The sequence below is a fragment of the Pseudomonas faucium genome, assembly GCF_021602585.1.
GTDB lineage: Bacteria > Pseudomonadota > Gammaproteobacteria > Pseudomonadales > Pseudomonadaceae > Aquipseudomonas > Aquipseudomonas faucium.
The window spans coordinates 36761-53399 of sequence record NZ_BQIP01000031.1 but is presented as its reverse complement, the minus strand read 5'-3'; the positions used below and the strand labels follow the sequence as shown (position 1 = coordinate 53399).

Annotated in this window: 16 protein-coding genes; 6 read left to right on the top strand and 10 right to left on the bottom strand. The window is 65.6% G+C overall.

Annotation, left to right across the window (positions count from 1 at the left end; all coding sequences use genetic code 11):
• The 5 genes from L6D75_RS24955 to L6D75_RS24935 form a co-directional block, all read left to right on the top strand.
• The coding region (locus tag L6D75_RS24955) for an MBL fold metallo-hydrolase (protein ID WP_236193881.1) at positions 1–432 on the top strand (432 nt) is incomplete at its 5' end.
• 9 nt (positions 433–441) lie between these two features.
• Complete coding sequence (pqqC, locus tag L6D75_RS24950) at positions 442–1197, top strand: pyrroloquinoline-quinone synthase PqqC (protein ID WP_176514892.1); 756 nt, start codon at positions 442–444, stop codon at positions 1195–1197.
• Entirely contained in the window at positions 1194–1469 is a 276-nt protein-coding gene (gene pqqD / locus L6D75_RS24945) for a pyrroloquinoline quinone biosynthesis peptide chaperone PqqD (protein ID WP_176514890.1), read from the top strand. The genes pqqC and pqqD overlap by 4 nt, the downstream gene beginning before the upstream one ends.
• Entirely contained in the window at positions 1441–2589 is a 1149-nt protein-coding gene (gene pqqE, locus L6D75_RS24940; RefSeq protein ID WP_176514887.1) for a pyrroloquinoline quinone biosynthesis protein PqqE, read from the top strand. Before pqqD ends, pqqE begins: the two co-directional genes overlap by 29 nt.
• A complete protein-coding gene (locus L6D75_RS24935) occupies positions 2555–4378 on the top strand; it encodes a S9 family peptidase (RefSeq protein WP_176514885.1) in 1824 nt (607 codons plus the stop codon). Before pqqE ends, L6D75_RS24935 begins: the two co-directional genes overlap by 35 nt.
• A gap of 3 nt (positions 4379–4381) precedes the next feature.
• On the opposite strand, the gene L6D75_RS24930 is transcribed toward L6D75_RS24935, so the two are convergent.
• Positions 4382–4540, bottom strand: a complete 159-nt coding sequence (locus L6D75_RS24930; protein ID WP_009681539.1) for a YqaE/Pmp3 family membrane protein — start codon at positions 4538–4540, stop codon at positions 4382–4384.
• A 139-nt stretch (positions 4541–4679) separates the two neighbouring features.
• Entirely contained in the window at positions 4680–5960 is a 1281-nt protein-coding gene (locus tag L6D75_RS24925) for an aspartate aminotransferase family protein (protein WP_176514883.1), read from the bottom strand.
• A gap of 211 nt (positions 5961–6171) precedes the next feature.
• Here L6D75_RS24925 and L6D75_RS24920 point away from each other — a divergent pair, with 211 nt between their 5' ends.
• Entirely contained in the window at positions 6172–7098 is a 927-nt protein-coding gene (locus L6D75_RS24920) for a LysR family transcriptional regulator (RefSeq protein ID WP_176514881.1), read from the top strand.
• A gap of 230 nt (positions 7099–7328) precedes the next feature.
• On the opposite strand, the gene L6D75_RS24915 is transcribed toward L6D75_RS24920, so the two are convergent.
• The 8 genes from L6D75_RS24915 to bioF all read right to left on the bottom strand — a co-directional run bounded on the left by L6D75_RS24915 (position 7329) and on the right by bioF (position 16638).
• The gene (locus tag L6D75_RS24915; protein ID WP_176514879.1) at positions 7329–9107 is read right to left on the bottom strand and encodes an acyl-CoA dehydrogenase C-terminal domain-containing protein; all 1779 of its coding nucleotides are present in this window, start codon (positions 9105–9107) and stop codon (positions 7329–7331) included.
• A 124-nt stretch (positions 9108–9231) separates the two neighbouring features.
• The gene (locus tag L6D75_RS24910; RefSeq protein ID WP_176514877.1) at positions 9232–10515 is read right to left on the bottom strand and encodes a GGDEF domain-containing protein; all 1284 of its coding nucleotides are present in this window, start codon (positions 10513–10515) and stop codon (positions 9232–9234) included.
• A 202-nt stretch (positions 10516–10717) separates the two neighbouring features.
• The gene (locus L6D75_RS24905) at positions 10718–12523 is read right to left on the bottom strand and encodes a phenylacyl-CoA dehydrogenase (RefSeq protein WP_176514875.1); all 1806 of its coding nucleotides are present in this window, start codon (positions 12521–12523) and stop codon (positions 10718–10720) included.
• Between the two features lie 302 nt (positions 12524–12825).
• On the bottom strand, positions 12826–13122 hold the full coding sequence (locus tag L6D75_RS24900) for a pyrroloquinoline quinone biosynthesis protein PqqE (protein WP_176514873.1): 297 nt from the start codon (positions 13120–13122) through the stop codon (positions 12826–12828).
• A 117-nt stretch (positions 13123–13239) separates the two neighbouring features.
• Positions 13240–13920, bottom strand: coding sequence for a dethiobiotin synthase (gene bioD, locus L6D75_RS24895; protein ID WP_176514871.1), 681 nt, complete (start codon positions 13918–13920; stop codon positions 13240–13242).
• Between the two features lie 10 nt (positions 13921–13930).
• The gene (gene bioC / locus L6D75_RS24890; RefSeq protein ID WP_176514869.1) at positions 13931–14749 is read right to left on the bottom strand and encodes a malonyl-ACP O-methyltransferase BioC; all 819 of its coding nucleotides are present in this window, start codon (positions 14747–14749) and stop codon (positions 13931–13933) included.
• Complete coding sequence (locus L6D75_RS24885; protein ID WP_176514867.1) at positions 14742–15473, bottom strand: alpha/beta fold hydrolase; 732 nt, start codon at positions 15471–15473, stop codon at positions 14742–14744. The genes bioC and L6D75_RS24885 overlap by 8 nt, the downstream gene beginning before the upstream one ends.
• A complete protein-coding gene (gene bioF, locus L6D75_RS24880) occupies positions 15466–16638 on the bottom strand; it encodes an 8-amino-7-oxononanoate synthase (RefSeq protein ID WP_176514865.1) in 1173 nt (390 codons plus the stop codon). The genes L6D75_RS24885 and bioF overlap by 8 nt, the downstream gene beginning before the upstream one ends.
• Between the last annotated feature and the right edge of the window lies 1 nt (position 16639).

Here is a 16639-nt window from a genome sequence, read left to right as displayed (position 1 = left end):
CTGCGCAGCGCCGCCCCGCCCTACTCGCCGCACCGCTTCGACCCGCACCCGGGCGATAACCTGGGGCTGCTGGTGGAAGACACGCGCAGTGGCGGCAAGCTGTTCTACGCCCCCGGCCTCGGCCAGGTCGACGACAAGCTGCTGGCGATGATGCACGGCGCCGACTGCCTGCTGGTGGACGGCACGCTGTGGGAGGACGACGAAATGCAGCGCCGCGGCGTCGGCACCCGCACCGGCCGCGAAATGGGCCACCTGGCCCAGAACGGCCCTGGCGGGATGCTCGAGGTGCTCGATGGCTTCGAGCGCCAGCGCAAGGTGCTTATCCACATCAACAACACCAACCCGATTCTCGACGAAGACTCCCCGGAGCGGGCCGAAGCCCAGCGCCGCGGCGTTGAAGTGGCCTTTGACGGCATGAGCATCGAGTTGTAAGGAGGCGCCATGAGCGACGCATTGCCAATGTCCCCGGCCGAATTCGAACAGGCCCTGCGCGCCAAGGGCGCCTACTACCACATTCACCACCCCTACCACGTGGCGATGTACCAGGGCCGCGCCAGCCGCGAGCAGATCCAGGGCTGGGTCGCCAACCGCTTCTACTACCAGGTCAACATCCCGATGAAGGATGCCGCGATCCTGGCCAACTGCCCGGACCGCGAAGTGCGCCGCGAGTGGATCCAGCGCCTGCTCGACCATGACGGCGCGCCCGGCGAGGACGGCGGCATCGAAGCCTGGCTGCGCCTGGGCCAGGCCGTGGGCCTGGACCCCGACCAGCTGCGCTCCCAGGAGCTGGTGCTGCCTGGCGTGCGCTTTGCCGTGGACGCCTACGTCAACTTCGCCCGCCGCGCCAGCTGGCAGGAGGCGGCCAGCAGCTCGCTGACCGAGCTGTTCGCCCCGCAGATCCACCAGTCGCGCCTGGACAGCTGGCCGCAGCACTACCCGTGGATCGACCCGGCCGGCTACGAGTACTTCCGCACCCGCCTGGGCCAGGCCCGGCGTGACGTGGAGCACGGCCTGGCGATCACCTTGCAGCACTACACCACGCGGGCCGGCCAGGAGCGTATGCTGGAAATCCTGCAGTTCAAGCTGGATATCCTCTGGAGCATGCTCGATGCCATGAGCATGGCCTACGAGCTGAACCGCCCGCCTTATCATTCCGTCACCCAGCAACGGGTGTGGCACAAGGGGATCGCCCTATGAGTCTTGACCGCAAACAGGTACCCAACTGGCGCCCCGGCTACCGCTTCCAGTACGAGCCGGCGCAAAAGGGCCACGTGCTGCTGTACCCCGAGGGCATGATCAAGCTCAACGACAGCGCCGGCCTGATTGGCGGCCTGATCGACGGCAAGCGCGACGTGGCGGCGATCATCGGCGAACTTGAACAGCAATTCCCTGGTGTGCCCGAAGTCGCCGACGACATCGAGCAATTCATGGAGGTGGCCCGTGCCGAACACTGGATCAGCCTCGCCTGAGGTGCCGGTCGGCCTGCCGCTGTGGCTGCTGGCCGAGCTCACCTACCGCTGCCCGCTGCAGTGCCCGTACTGCTCCAACCCGCTGGACTTTGCCCAGCAAGGCCAGGAGCTGAGCACCGCGCAGTGGTTCAAGGTGATGGCCGAGGCGCGCGAAATGGGCGCGGCGCAGATCGGGTTCTCCGGCGGTGAACCGCTGGTGCGCCAGGACCTTGCCGAACTGATCGGCGAGGCCCGCCGGCTGGGCTACTACACCAACCTGATCACCTCGGGCATCGGCCTGACCGAGGCGCGCATCGCCGCGTTCAAGGAGGCAGGCCTGGACCATATCCAGATCAGCTTCCAGGCCAGCGACGAGCAGGTGAACAACCTGCTGGCAGGCTCCAAAAAGGCCTTCGCGCAAAAGCTGGAAATGGCCCGTGCGGTGAAGGCCCATGGCTACCCGATGGTGCTCAACTCCGTCACCCACCGGCACAACATCGACAAGATCGACCGCATCATCGAGCTGTGCATCGCCCTGGAAGCCGACTTCGTCGAGCTCGCCACCTGCCAGTTCTATGGCTGGGCGCACCTCAACCGCCTGGGCCTGCTGCCCACCCGCGAGCAGCTCGAGCGCGCCGAGCGCATCACCAACGAGTACCGCGCCAAGCTCAAGGCCGAAGGCCACCCGTGCAAGCTGATCTTCGTCACCCCCGACTACTACGAAGAGCGCCCCAAGGCCTGCATGAATGGCTGGGGCAGCCTGTTCCTGACCATCACCCCGGACGGCACTGCCCTGCCTTGCCATGGCGCCCGGCAGTTGCCGGTGCAGTTCCCCAACGTGCGCGACCACGACCTGCACCACATCTGGTACGACTCGTTCGGTTTCAATCGCTTCCGCGGTTATGACTGGATGCCCGAACCTTGCCGCTCCTGCGACGAGAAGGAAAAGGACTTCGGCGGCTGCCGTTGCCAGGCCTTCATGCTCACCGGCGACGCCAGCAAGGCCGACCCGGTGTGCGCCAAGTCGCCCGACCACGGCATCATCCTCAAGGCCCGCGAGGAGGCGCAAACCGCCGAGCTCGCCATTGAACAGATGACCTTCCGCAATGAACGAAACTCCCGTGTCATCGCCCGCGGCTGAATTCAGCGCCGCCCAGGCCGTCGCCGCCGGCACCGATTTCGCCGAGCTCAAAGTCAGTGCCCAAGGGCTGTTCTGGAACGAGTTCCGGCCGGCCGATGGCGCCTGCCGGGTATGGCGCTGGCATGGCTACCAGGCCAGTTGCCTGACGCCGGATGGCTTCAGTGTGCGCAGCCGGGTCTACGAGTATGGCGGCGGCAGTTTCTGCCTGGGGGGCGACGGGCTGCTGTTCGTCAATGAACAGGACCAGCAGGTCTACACCCAGCCACTCGATGGCGGCACACCCCGCGCACTGACGCACGATGACGCCTGCCGCTACGGCGACCTGCAGTGGCACGACGGCAACGTGCTGGCGGTGCAGGAGCGCCACGGACAAGGTGTGCAGCATTGCCTGGTGGCCTTCGACGAAAACGGGGTCGAAGTACTGGCCGAAGGCGCCGATTTCTACGCCTCGCCCACCTTGAGCGATGATGGCTCGCGGCTGGCTTGGGTCGAGTGGGACCGCCCGGCACAACCCTGGACCATCACCCGGCTGATGTGCCGCGAGCGCAGCGCCATTGGCGCCTGGGGCCCGGCCCGCTGCGTGGCCGGCACGGACGAATCCCTGCAGCAACCGCGTTTCGATGCCCAGGGCCGGCTGTATTGCCTGTCGGACCGCAACGGGTTCTGGCAGCCGTGGGGCGAAGTCGACGGGCGCTGGCAAGCCTTGCCGGCCGAGCCCGCCGACCACGCCGCAGCGCCTTGGCAGCTCGGCGCCAGCACCTGGCTGGCCATGGGGCCGCACAGCTACCTGGCGAGCTGGTTCGAAGACGGCTTCGGCCAGCTGGGGCTGCGCCGCGCCGATGGCCAGGTGGAACGCTACGCCAGCGCCTACACCCGTTTTCGCAGCCTGGCCATGGATGACGCGCAGCTCTACGCCATCGCCGCCTCGCCGATCAGCCCGCCCGCCGTGATCGCCATCGACCGCGCCAGCCACGAGGTGCGCATCCTTGCCGGCGGCGCCGAGGTCTTGCCGGCCGAGCGCATCAGCCTGCCCGAGCCGATCCACTACGGCAGCGGCGGCAGCACCGCCCATGGTTTCTTCTACCCGCCCGCGCACGCGCAAGGCCCGGCGCCGCTGGTGGTGTTCATCCACGGCGGCCCCACTTCCGCGTGCTACCCGGTGCTCGACCCGCGCATCCAGTACTGGACCCAACGCGGCTTTGCCGTCGCCGACCTGAACTACCGCGGCAGCACCGGCTATGGCCGCGCGTATCGCCAGGCGCTGCACCTGCGCTGGGGCGAAAGCGATGTGCAGGATGCCTGCGCAGCTGTGGAGCACCTGGCCTCGCGCGGCATGATCGACCGGCACAAGGCCTTCATTCGCGGCGGCAGCGCCGGCGGCTACACCACCTTGTGTGCCCTGGCCTTGCAGGATGTTTTCCGTGCCGGCGCCAGCCTGTATGGCGTCAGCGACCCGATTGCCCTGGGCCGCGCCACGCACAAGTTCGAAGGCGATTACCTGGACTGGCTGATCGGCGACCCGCAGCACGATGCCGAACGCTACCGCCAGCGCACCCCGCTGCTGCATGCCGCGCAGATCAAGGTGCCGGTGATTTTCTTCCAGGGTGAGCTGGATGCGGTGGTGGTGCCGGAGCAGACGCGCTCGATGCTGGAGGCGCTACAGGCCAACGGGGTCGAGGCCGAAGGGCATTTCTATGGCGGTGAACGGCATGGCCTGCGCAAGGCCGAGAACCTTGCGCATGCGCTGGAAGCCGAGTGGAAGTTCTATTGCCGGGTGCTGGGCCAGTAACGCTTAGCGCTTGGCGATGATGTACACCGCATGCACGATGCCCGGAATGTACCCCAGCAAGGTCAACAGGATATTCAGCCAGAACGCGCCGCCGAACCCCACCTGCAGGAACACACCCAGTGGCGGCAGGATGATGGCGATGATGATGCGAATGAAGTCCATGCGAGTCTCTCCTCAAAGGGTCTAAACAGAGACTAGCTGCGCCAGACAGAGGTTCCACAGGCAAAAAAAAACGCCCCTGGCCAAATGAAACAGGCCAAGGGCGATGCGCAGGAACGCCAGACGGTTCGTTGAATTCGTGTTACGCCGAGACTTCGCGGCGGGCATGCTGTTGCGCATGCAGGCGGGCAAAGGCCCGGGCCAGGCGCAGGAGCATCTCGTCGATGTTGCCCTTGCTCACGGTCAGTGCCGGCGAAAAGCGCACCACATCCGTTTGCGGTGCATTGAGCAGCAGCCCTTCTTGCAACGCTGCCTGAACCAGGTCATGGGCCAGGTTCTCCTGCAGCTGCAAGGCCCAGAGCAAGCCTTGGCCACGCACTTCGCCCTGGCCGTAGCGCCCTGCCAGGCGGCTCAGGCCATCGCGCAGGTGGCGGCCGCTGTCCTGCACATGCTCGAAGAACCCCGGCTCCAGCACGGTATCGAGCACCGCCAGGCCCGCGGCGCTCATCAGCGCATTGCCATGGTGGCTGCCTTCCAGCTCGCCGGGCTCGGCGCAGCAGGCACTGCCACGGGCCAGCAAGGCCGCCAGCGGCACGCCGCCACCCAGGCCCTTGCCCAGGGTGATGATGTCGGCGCGCACACCATAGGTCTGCTCGGCCAGCAGCGCGCCACAGCGGCCGATACCGGTCTGCACTTCGTCGAGGATCAGCAGGATGCCCAGTTCGCGGCACAGCTTCTCGACGCCTTGCAGGTACGCCTGGGTGGCCGGAATCACGCCGGCTTCACCTTGGATCGGCTCGAGCATGATCGCCACGGTGCGCGAGTCGACCTGCGCATGCAGCGCCGCCAGGTCGTTGAACGGCACCTTGCTGAAACCCGGCAACCCCGGCTCGCAGCGGTTGCAGGGCAGCGGGTCGGAGGCCGACAGCGCGCCCAGGCTGCGGCCATGGCAGCCCTGGGTGGCGGTGATGATGTGATAGGCACCATTGCGATGCAGCTGGCCCCACTTGCGCGCCAGCTTGATCGCCCCTTCACAGGCTTCGGCGCCACTGTTGAGCAGGTAGGCCTGGTCGCTGCCGGTGCTGCGGCACAGGCGGTCGACCAACGCCAGCAAGCCACGGCTGTGGTAGCCGGCCCCTGGGTTGATCAGCGCCTGGGCCTGGCTGCCGAGCGCCTTGACCAGCACGCTGGGGCTATGGCCCAGGCTGTTGACGGCACAACCCTGGGTGAAATCCAGGTAGGCACGCCCTTGGTCATCCCACAGCCAGGAGCCCTGGCCACGCACGAACACATGCTCGGCCCGTGTGCTGCCCGGCATCAGGCGCTCGCGGCTCGGCGCTGGCACGTCCGCTTCGAGCACCGGCGCACGCTTGGGCTCGGCGACCGCGGCAGGAGCCGAGCGGCGCAGGTTGAACAGGTTCATCGGGGCTCCAACCAATCACGGTAAAGGGCGGCCAGGGTCCGGTCTTGGTGCCGGCGCATGAATATTTTGCCTTGCCTATCAAAAGTGTTTTTCAAACGGGGTAACAATGCCTTGATTGCTCGCTGTAACCCGTTGCAATACGGCGATAGACTAGGCGTCGGCCGCGCTTGCGGCCATTCCGTTTTTCCAGCTTTTTCGATAAGTGTTACTTATGGATTTTCGCCAACTGCGTTATTTCGTCGCGGTGTATGAAGAAGGCCATGTCGGCCGCGCCGCCGAACGCCTGTCCCTGTCCCAGCCGGCGCTGTCGCAACAGATCCGCCAGCTCGAGCACAGCCTCGACCTGAGCCTGTTCGAGCGCAGCAACAAGCGCCTGCTGCCGACCTTGGCGGCGCATACCCTGTACAACCACGCCCTGCCCCTGCTCGACGGCCTGCAGCGCGCCCATGAGGCGATGCGCAACTTCAAGGGCCAGTCGCTGCGCACGCTGGCCATCGGCGTGCTGCAAACCGTGCGGCCAAGCCTGGTGCCGCAGCTGCTGGAGCGGGTGCGCAAGGCCCAGCCGCACCTTGTGGTGCAGATCTATGAACTGTCGGGGCTGGAGATCGAGCGGCGCCTGCTCAACGGCAGCCTGGACATCGGCATCAGCTACCTGCCACCGCGCCAGCCCGGCTTGCACGGCATGTTGCTGTACGAAGATGAACTGCAACTGGTCATCCCCGATACCCACCCGTTGAAGGATTTCAAGAAGGTATCCATCCGCCAGGCCGCAGAGTTGCCAATGCTGATGCTCGGCGAGGAATTCCAGATCCGCCAGATCTGGAAGGAGCAGCTAGCAAGCCAGGGCCGCCGCCCTCAGGTGCAGGCGGAGATGAACAACATGGGGGGGATTCTCGACAGCCTGGCGCATACCGCGCTGGCGACGATCCTGCCGGGGCGGGCCAAGGATGCTGCCGAAGATGACCAGGGGCTGCTGTGGAAGCCGTTGAGCGAACCGCGGGTGCCGCTCAAGGTCGGCCTGGTGTTTCGCGATGCACAGCGCCAGCAGGCTTCGGTGGAGTTGCTGCGCAACTTGCTGGAAGAGGAGGCGGATGCCAGGCCGCTGGGGGCCTCACCGCTGGATGTGCTGGGCGGATAAAACACGCGCACAAAGAAAACCCCGCCTAAGCGGGGTTTTCCAGACTGTTTCCCTGTGACATCCCTATCGCCCCACCGTCCTGGCAGGAAATCCTTCGTTGTCCCTGTTCTGTCCTTTGCGCTTCCTGCGCAACGTCCATGTACAAAGAGTAACCGTGGATCCAATCTGAGACCAGTGGCGAAAAGTCACCGCGTCATGTAGGAAAATGCTTACAGGCAACCTGACATCAATCAGAACTGCTCGGCGTCCAGCAGGTACAACGACTCGCTGCCCGCCTTCACCGACGTCACCAGTGAAGTCACCCGCGGCAACAGGCGCGCGAAGTAGAAGCGCGCAGTGCCAAGCTTGGCCGCATAGAACGTCTCGTCGCCCTCGCCCGCCTTGGCGGCGCGCGCCATCAATGCCCACATGTAGCCATAGGCAACATAGCCAAAGGCGTGCAGGTACTCGACCGAGGCGGCGCCGATTTCGTTCGGGTTGCCCTTGGCCTGTGCAAGCACCCACTCGGTCAACCCGTCCAGCTGGTCCAGGTAGGCGGCCAGGGGTTTGGCGAACTCGTCCAGCTCGCTGCCGGCGCTGGCGATGAACTGGCGGATTTCATCGGAGAACAGCCGGTAGTAGGCGCCACCGCTGGCCACCACCTTGCGCCCCATCAGGTCCAGGGCCTGGATACCGTTGGTGCCTTCGTAGATCTGGGTGATGCGCACATCACGCACCAATTGCTCCTGGCCCCATTCGCGAATGTAGCCATGGCCACCGAACACCTGCTGGCCGTGCACCGTGCACTCCAGGCCCAGGTCGGTGAGAAACGCCTTGGCCACCGGGGTCAGCAGGGCTACCAGTTCCTCGCTGCGCTTGCGCGTGGTCGGGTCTTCGCTGTACTTGGCGCTGTCCAGCTGCATGGCCACGTAGGTGGAGAAGGCGCGGCCGCCTTCGATCAGTGCCTTCATGGTGAGCAGCATGCGCCGCACGTCCGGGTGCACGATGATCGGGTCGGCTACCTTGTCCTTCGCCTGCGGGCCAAGGGGGGCGCGGCTTTGCAGGCGGTCGCGGGCGTACTCCACGGCGTTCTGGTAGGAGCGTTCGGCCGAGGCCAGGCCTTGGATGCCCACGCCCAGGCGCTCGTAGTTCATCATGGTGAACATCGCCGCCAGGCCCTTGTTGGGCTCGCCAACGATGTAGCCGAACGCTTCGTCGAAGTTCATCACGCAGGTGGCCGAGGCCTGGATGCCCATCTTGTGCTCGATCGAGCCGCAGGTGGCCGGGTTGCGGGCGCCGAGGCTGCCGTCTTGATTGACCAGGAACTTCGGCACCAAAAACAGCGAGATGCCCTTGGGCCCTGCCGGCGCGTCCGGCAGCTTGGCCAGCACCAGGTGGATGATGTTCTCGGTCAGGTCGTGCTCGCCGCCGGTGATGAAGATCTTGGTGCCGCTGACCTTGTAGCTGCCGTCAGCCTGGGGCTCGGCCTTGGTGCGGATGATCCCCAGGTCCGTGCCGGCATGGGGCTCGGTCAGGCACATGGAGCCGGCCCAGACGCCGGCATACATGTTCGGCAGGTACTTTTCCTTGAGCGCTTCGCTGGCGTGGGCGTTGATCGACAGGCAGGCGCCCGCGGTCAGCATCGGATACAGGCCGAAGGCCAGGCTCGAGGCGTTGACCATTTCCTCGACCTGGGCGGAGATTGCCTTGGGCATGCCCATGCCGCCGAACAGCGGGTCACCGCCCACGCCGACCCAACCGCCTTCGGCGTAGGTCTTGTAGGCTTCGATGAAGCCGGCGGGGGTGCGCACCGCGCCGTTGTCCCAGTGGCAGCCTTCTTCGTCGGCGGCGCGGCTGAGCGGGGCAATGCTCCTGCCGATGACCTTGCCGGCCTCTTCCAGCACGGCCAGGGCCGTTTCAGCGTCGACCGCTTCGGCCAGCTCGGGCAGCTGCGCCCACTGCTCTGCCACCTTGAAGACTTCATTCAGAACGAAGCGCATGTCGCGCAGGGGCGCTTTATAGTCAGCCATCACAACCTCTCGCTAGTCGGGTCGGGGGCGGTCACTGTTGACCGCGGCACGGGGTTGAATCCAGTGTAACCGAACAACTTTTGCGAGACATAGGGTCATCACGCGACCATATAGTCACATTCGGTCACGCCATTCGCACCGCCCCGCGCCGCGATTGTTGCCCATGGACCATGACGCAATTGCGCCCGGCGCCCTTGGCGCTGTACAGCGCCTGGTCGGCCGACTTGAGCACTTCTTCCGGGTTGCGGTGTTCGGCCTGGCGTTCGGCCACGCCGATGCTGATGGTCACCGACACCGTGCCGCCGCCGCTGCCGCTGCGGCGCTGGCGCCCTGCCGAGTCGTCCTGCGGGCGGTTGTTCTGGTCGCGCAACTGCATGGCGTAGTTGGCGATCATCTCGCGCACCGCTTCCACGTGGGGCACGCATTCCTCTGCCGTCTTGCCGGCAAACACCAGGGCGAACTCTTCACCGCCGTAGCGATAGGCGCGCCCGCCACCGGTCACCTTCGACAAGCGGCTGGCGACCAGGCGCAGCACCTGGTCACCGACATCGTGGCCGTGGGTGTCGTTGAATTTCTTGAAGTGGTCGACGTCGGTCATGGCGATCACATAGTTGCGCCCCAGGCGCTGCATGCGCTCGTTCAGCGCGCGCCGCCCGGGCAGGCCAGTCAGCTCGTCACGGAAGGCCATCTGGTAGGCCTCGTGGGAAACCGCGGCAGCGATCATCAGCATCACCTGGCTGCACATGATGTTCAGGGTGAACGGCAGGATGAAGGTCTTGGGCAACATCCAGAAAATGCCCACCAGGCCGATGAGCTGCGCCGCATGCAAGGGCCTGGGCTCGCGCAGGTACTGCACCACCAGCAGGATGAACACGCCGATGAACAGCGGGTAGACCATCTGGATCAGGCTCATCCACTGGCCATGCAGCGATGGCCAGCGGATTTCCGCCAGCCAGCTGAGCAAGGCTTCGGGGAAACTCTGCTCCAGCGCCACCGCCACGCTGCCGACGGCAAACAGCACGGCGAAGCGGGCTAGCAGGTCCTGGGCCAGGTGGGTACGCTCCTGCCACGCGCCGAACAGGCCGTACAAGGCCGGCAGCAGCAGGCAGACCAGGTGGAAGATCACCGCTGCGTCTTCACGCACGCGGCCGTTGTCGCGGTAATAGTCGGTCTGGGTATCGAGCAGGAAGTAGGCGATATATACCGTGACCATCAGAAACAGTTCGCGCTGGCGACGGTATACGGCGCAATAAGCACCGCCCAGCAGCAGAACCAACGTGGGCAGCACGTTGAACAGTGAGGTGAAGAAGACGCTGAGGTCTCTTACGTAAGCCGCCGCAAGCCCTGCCAACAATAGAACCAGCGAAGGCAGGAAGTGGCTCGCGCGTACAGCGTTTAGACGAAACAAGGGTAATCTCCGACCCGGCAGATCAATAATGGCATTGTGCCCTTACTTCATCGGCAGCGCACATGAATAGATGAGGACAACCTGGGTTAACGGCCATGGGGGCGCTGCGCTTGAGGTTTTGTTGTAACCAGTTTTAAGCAGGCCAGAATGAAAAAACCCGCCTGCCGGTGAGGGCAGGCGGGTTTCTGTAGAGCCTTGCGGCTTAGTAGGACAGGCCGAAGTTTTCTTCGTCCATCGCCATCAGGTTATTGGCACCCGACAGCATGGTCGCCACGTGGGTACGCGTACGCGGCAGGATGCGCTGGAAGTAGAAGCGCGCGGTCTGCAGCTTGGCGGTGTAGAACGCCTCCTCGCTGGTACCGGCTGCCAGCTTCTCGGCTGCCAGGCGGGCGATGTCGGCCCAGAAGTAAGCCAGGCAGGCATAACCGGAGTACATCAGGTAGTCCACCGAAGCGGCGCCCACTTCCTCGCGGTCTTTCATCGCGGCCATGCCGACCTTCATGGTCAACTCGCCCCACTCCTTGTTCAGCGCGGCCAGCGGCTCGACGAATTCCTTGAGCGCGTCGACACCTTCCTGGGCCTGGCAGAACTTGTGCACGATCTTGGTGAAGCCCTTGAGCGCTTCGCCCTGGGTCATCAGCACCTTGCGGCCGAGCAGGTCGAGTGCCTGGATGCCGGTGGTGCCTTCGTACAGCATGGAGATACGGCTGTCGCGCACGTTCTGCTCCATGCCCCACTCGGCGATGAAGCCGTGGCCACCGTAGATCTGCACGCCGTGGTTGGCGGCCTCGAAGCCGACTTCGGTCATGAAGGCCTTGGCGATCGGGGTCAGGAAGGCCAGCAGGGCATCGGCCTTCTTGCGCTCTTCCTCGTCCTGGCTGTACTTGACGATGTCCACCTGCTTGGCGGTGAAGTACACCATCGCGCGGTTGCCTTCGGCGAAGGCTTTCATGGTCAGCAGCATGCGGCGCACGTCCGGGTGGACGATGATTGGGTCGGCGGCCTTGTCCGGCGCTTTCGGGCCAGTCAGGGAACGCATCTGCAGGCGGTCACGGGCGTACTTCAAGCCACCCTGGAAGGCCACCTCGGCGTGCGCCAGGCCCTGCAGGGCAGTGCCCAGGCGCGCGGTGTTCATGAAGGTGAACATGCAGTTCAGGCCCTTGTTGGCTGGGCCGATCAGGTAGCCGGTAGCGCTGTCGAAGTTCATCACGCAGGTGGCGTTGCCGTGGATGCCCATCTTGTGTTCCAGCGAGCCGCAGCTCACGCCGTTGCGCTCGCCCACGCCGCCTTCGGCGTTGGGCAGGAACTTCGGCACGATGAACAGCGAAATGCCTTTGGTGCCGGCCGGGGCGTCGGGCAGGCGAGCCAGGACGATGTGGACGATGTTATCGGCCATGTCGTGCTCACCGGCGGAGATGAAGATCTTGGTGCCGGAGACTTTGTACGAACCGTCTGCTTGCGGCTCGGCCTTGGTGCGCAGCATGCCCAGGTCGGTGCCGCAGTGTGGCTCGGTCAGGCACATGGTGCCGGTCCACTCGCCGCTGACCAGCTTGGTCAGGTAGGTGTGCTGCTGCTCTTCGGTGCCGTGGGCCGAGATGGTGTTCATCGCGCCGTGGGACAGGCCGGGGTACATGCCCCACGACCAGTTGGCACCACCGACCATTTCGCTCAGGGCCAGGCCCAGCGACTCTGGCAGGCCCTGGCCGCCGTGGGCGACGTCGTGGGCCAGGCTCGGCCAGCCACCTTCGACAAATTGTTCGTAGGCTTGCTTGAAGCCGGTCGGCGTCTTCACGCCCGACTCGCTCCAGGTGCAGCCTTCCAGGTCGCCGACGCGGTTCAGCGGGGCCAGCACCTGTTCACAGAATTTCGCGCCTTCTTCAAGGATCGCGTCGACCATGTCTGGCGTTGCGTCCTGGCAACCCGGCAGGCTCTGATAGTGCGCCTCGTAGCCGAGCAGCTCGTCGCGGACGAAACGAATATCACGCAAGGGGGCTTTGTAATCAGGCATTGCGATGAACCTCTGTGATGAGTTCTGGGGAGACCGCCGATACCGACCAGCTCTTGGTGGCTTTCGGTCAAACAGTTGTTTGAAACTTACGTTTAGCATCGCCGGATGTCAAGGAGGGACCATGGTGCCATTTCAGTCACGAAAAATGGCATATCAGCCATTAGGGAAAATCCTGCCCATAAACGACTGTGGGAGCGGGCTTGCCTCGCGAAAGCGCCGGCCCAGACAACAGTGGATGTCCGTTCTGACGCATTCGCGGGCAAGCCCACTCCCACAAGTTTGAGGGGCTGCTGATTGTTGGATCAGGCGTAGGTGTCGATGAAGCGGCCGAGCATTTCGTCGGAAGCCTTGGCGACTTTTGCACCAAGCTCGACTTCGGTCTTGCCCAGGGCCAACTGCACGGTGCTGGTCGCCAAGTCCATCTGCTGGCTGCGATCAACCCCGCGCAGGCGCTCGGCCTGGAAGTCGCTGGACTGGCTGGTGGCGGCGCGTTCGACGGTGGTGTTGGCGATCTGGCCGGCGGCCTGGTCGATGCGGTTCTGCCCGGCCTGGATGGCGCCAAGGCCCGCGTAGTAGGCGGAGCTACCGGTGATTTCCATGTCAGAACTCCAATGACGCTGGATAGGAACACTGGCAATTAAAGCAGGCCATGACGCAAAAGGCCCGTTTAAATCGCTAATGGCCTAGTGCTAGCTGATAGACCCTGGGCATGCCCGCTAGTCCAGCAGGTCCAGCTGCAGGTGTTCTGCCACCGCGTCTGCGCTCGCCACCTTGAGCCGCGGCACACGCCCCAGGCAAGGCGCCGGCAGGCGTTCGGCCAGGCTGGCCAGGTTCTCTTCCAGGCGCGAGGTACGCGGCTCGATGATGTTGGCGACCCAACCCGCCAGCTGCAGCCCATCGCGGGCAATCGCCTCGGCGCTCAGCAGGGCATGGTTGATGCACCCCAGGCGCACGCCTACCACCAGGATCACCGGCAGTTTCAGCGCAACCGCCAGGTCGGAGAGGTTGGCATGGTCGGACAACGGTACCCGCCAGCCACCCGCGCCTTCGACCAGGGTGAAATCCGCCCCCTGGTCCAGCACATGGCGCATGGCCTTGAGCAGCGCCGGCACTTCCAGCGCCACGCCCGCCTCGCGCGCGGCCACATGGGGGGCGATGGCAGGCTCGAAGGCAAACGGGTTGACCGCCTCATAGGCCAGCTTCAGCGTGCTTTCGTCGATCAGCGCCTGGGCATCGGCATTGCGTAGCCCTTTGGCCGTGGCCGTGCAGCCGGAGGCCACCGGCTTGGCGCCCAGGGTGCTCAAGCCCTGCAAACGTGCCGCATGCAACAGGCCTGCGGCGATCGTGGTCTTGCCGACATCGGTATCGGTGCCGGCGATGAAATAGGCTTGGCTCATTTCACTCCTCTCATGCCCGTGGCTTGCGCATCACACCATAGACCACCTGATAGGTGGCTGGCAGCCCCTGGGGCTGGCGAAACGTCTCGTATGCCTGCAGCAGGCCCTGCATACGGGCGCGCCCGGTCAGCCCGGAAGGCCTGCCAGGGTTGAGATTATGGGCGCCGAGCGCCTTGAGTTCATGGGTCAGGCTGCGCACATCCGGGTAATGCAGCACATGGGGCTGGCGCTGCAGGCCAACCTGCTCCAAACCACTGGCCGCACACAGGCGCTGGTAATCCTCGAAGCGGCGGAAGCGGTTGACGTGGACCATGCCGTCCACCGCCTGCCAGCTGGCGCGCAGCTCATCCAGCGTGCCGACGCACAAGCTGCTGAAGGCCAGCACGCCGCCTGGGCGCAACACCCGCTGCGCCTCGCTCAGCACACTGGCGAACTGGCCGCACCACTGCACCGCCAGGCTGGTGAACACCAGGTCGACACTGCCATCGCCCAGGGGCAGGCGCTCGGCATCGCCTGCCACGTGATAGGCCGCGCCACCCTGTTCGCCACGGGCGTGGCGCAGCATGCCTTCGGCGATATCCACCGCCACACCGCTGGCAGGCGCAAAGCGCTCGGCCAGCACCCGGCTGAAGTAGCCGGTGCCGCTGCCCAGGTCGAGCCAGCGCGAAGGCGCCAGGTCGCTCGGCAGCTGCTCCAGCAGGCTCACGCCCACGGCGCGCTGCAATGCCGCCACGCTGTCGTAGCTGGCCGCCGCGCGGGAGAACGAAGCCGCCACCTGGCGCTTGTCCGGCAGCGTGCCAGGCAGGGTTGGATGGGAAAGGTCAGTCATCGCCACTCTCATGCAGGAAACTCTTGATACCCGCCGCCAGCTCCTGTGGGTATTCCAGCAGGAAGGCGTGGGAACTGTCTTCGACCAACCCGACTTCCACGTCGGGCAGCAACTCGCTCAGGGCCTTGGCCGCTTCCGCCGGCACCAGCGCATCGCTGCCGGCGAACAGGTGCAGCTGCGGGCCGCCGTAGGCCTGCAGGGCTTCGCGGGTATCGAGCTGGGCCAGCACTTGCAGGCCGCTGGCCAGGTACAGCGGGTCGGTATCCGGCACACCCACGCCAAGCTGGCGCAACAGCGTGCGCGGCTGCTGGGCGCCGTCGCTGCACAGGGTGCGAAAGCGCTTGAGGGTGACCGAGGTATGGCTGCGGCAACCGTCCAGGAAGGTGCCGAAGGTGTCTGCGGCCATGCCGTGGGGCCAGCCCGGGCGGGCGACGAAACTGGGGTTGCTGGCCAGGGTGAGCAAGCCGCAGCAATGGTCGCCACGCTTGCGCGCCAGTTCGCTGGCAAGCATGCCGCCGAGCGACCAGCCGCCCAGCCAGGTGTCGGTGGGCAATTTGCGGTCAAGGTGCTCCAGCCAGGCCTGCAAATCGGCGTCGGCCAGCTCCGGCAGCGGCATCAGCTCGACCTGCAGGCGGGCGTCCTGGGCCCGCAGGCTGGCGGCCAGCGGCTCCAGGGCAGCGGTGCCCAGCCCCCAGCCGGGCAGAAGGATCAGTCGGTTACGCATCGGCGGCCTCCAGTTGTGGATAACACTCGGCCAATGCATTCAACAATAGCTGCACCTGCGCCTGGCTGTGCGCCGCGCTCAGGGTGACGCGCAGGCGTGCGCTGCCGGCAGGCACGGTGGGGGGGCGAATGGCGGTAACCAGCAGCCCGCGCTCGCGCAGCATGCGCGACAGGCGCAGGGCCTTTGCACTGTCGCCGACCAGGATCGGCTGGATCGGCGTCGGGCTGTCCATCAGCTGCAGGCCGATCTGCTCGGCGCCCTGGCGGAACTGGCCAATCAACGCCGCCAGGTGTTCCCGCCGCCAAGTTTCCCGGCGCAGCAGCTCCAGGCTCTTGAGCGTGGCGCAGGCCAGTGCCGGTGGCTGGCTGGTGGTGTAGATGTAGGGCCGGGCGAACTGCACCAGCGCTTCGATCAGGTCCTCGCTACCGGCGACGAATGCACCCGCGGTGCCGCACGCCTTGCCCAGGGTGCCGATCAGCACCGGCACGTCTTCCACGCCCAGGCCGAAGTGCTCGACGACACCACCGCCCTGCGCGCCCAAGGTACCCAGGCCGTGGGCGTCGTCGACCATCAGCCAGGCATCCCGCGCCCGGGCGGCCTTGGCCAGGGCCGGCAAGTCGGCCAGGTCGCCGTCCATGCTGAACACCCCGTCGGTAACCACCAGGGTATTGCCGGTGGCCTTTTCCAGGCGGGTGGCCAGGCTGGCTGCGTCGTTGTGCAGGTAGCGGCTGAAACGCGCACCGCTGAGCAAGCCACCGTCGAGCAGCGAGGCGTGGTTGAGGCGGTCTTGCAGCACGGTGTCGCCCTGCCCCACCAAGGCGGTGATGGCGCCGAGGTTGGCCATGTAGCCGGTGGAAAACAGCAGCGCGCGCGGGCGGCCGGTCAAGTCGGCCAAGGCCTCTTCGACGGCATGGTGCGGCGTGCTGTGGCCTATCACCAGGTGCGAGGCGCCACCGCCGACGCCCCAGCGTTCGGCGCCGGCCTGCCAGGCTTTGATCACCTCGGGATGGTTGGCCAGGCCCAGGTAGTCATTGCTGCAGAAGGCCAGCAACGGCTGGCCATCGACCACCACCTGCGGCCCCTGTGGGCTCTCCAGCAACGGCCGCTGCCGATACAGGTCAGCGGCGCGCCGTTCGGCCAGGCGCGCCGCCAGATCGAAGGCCATC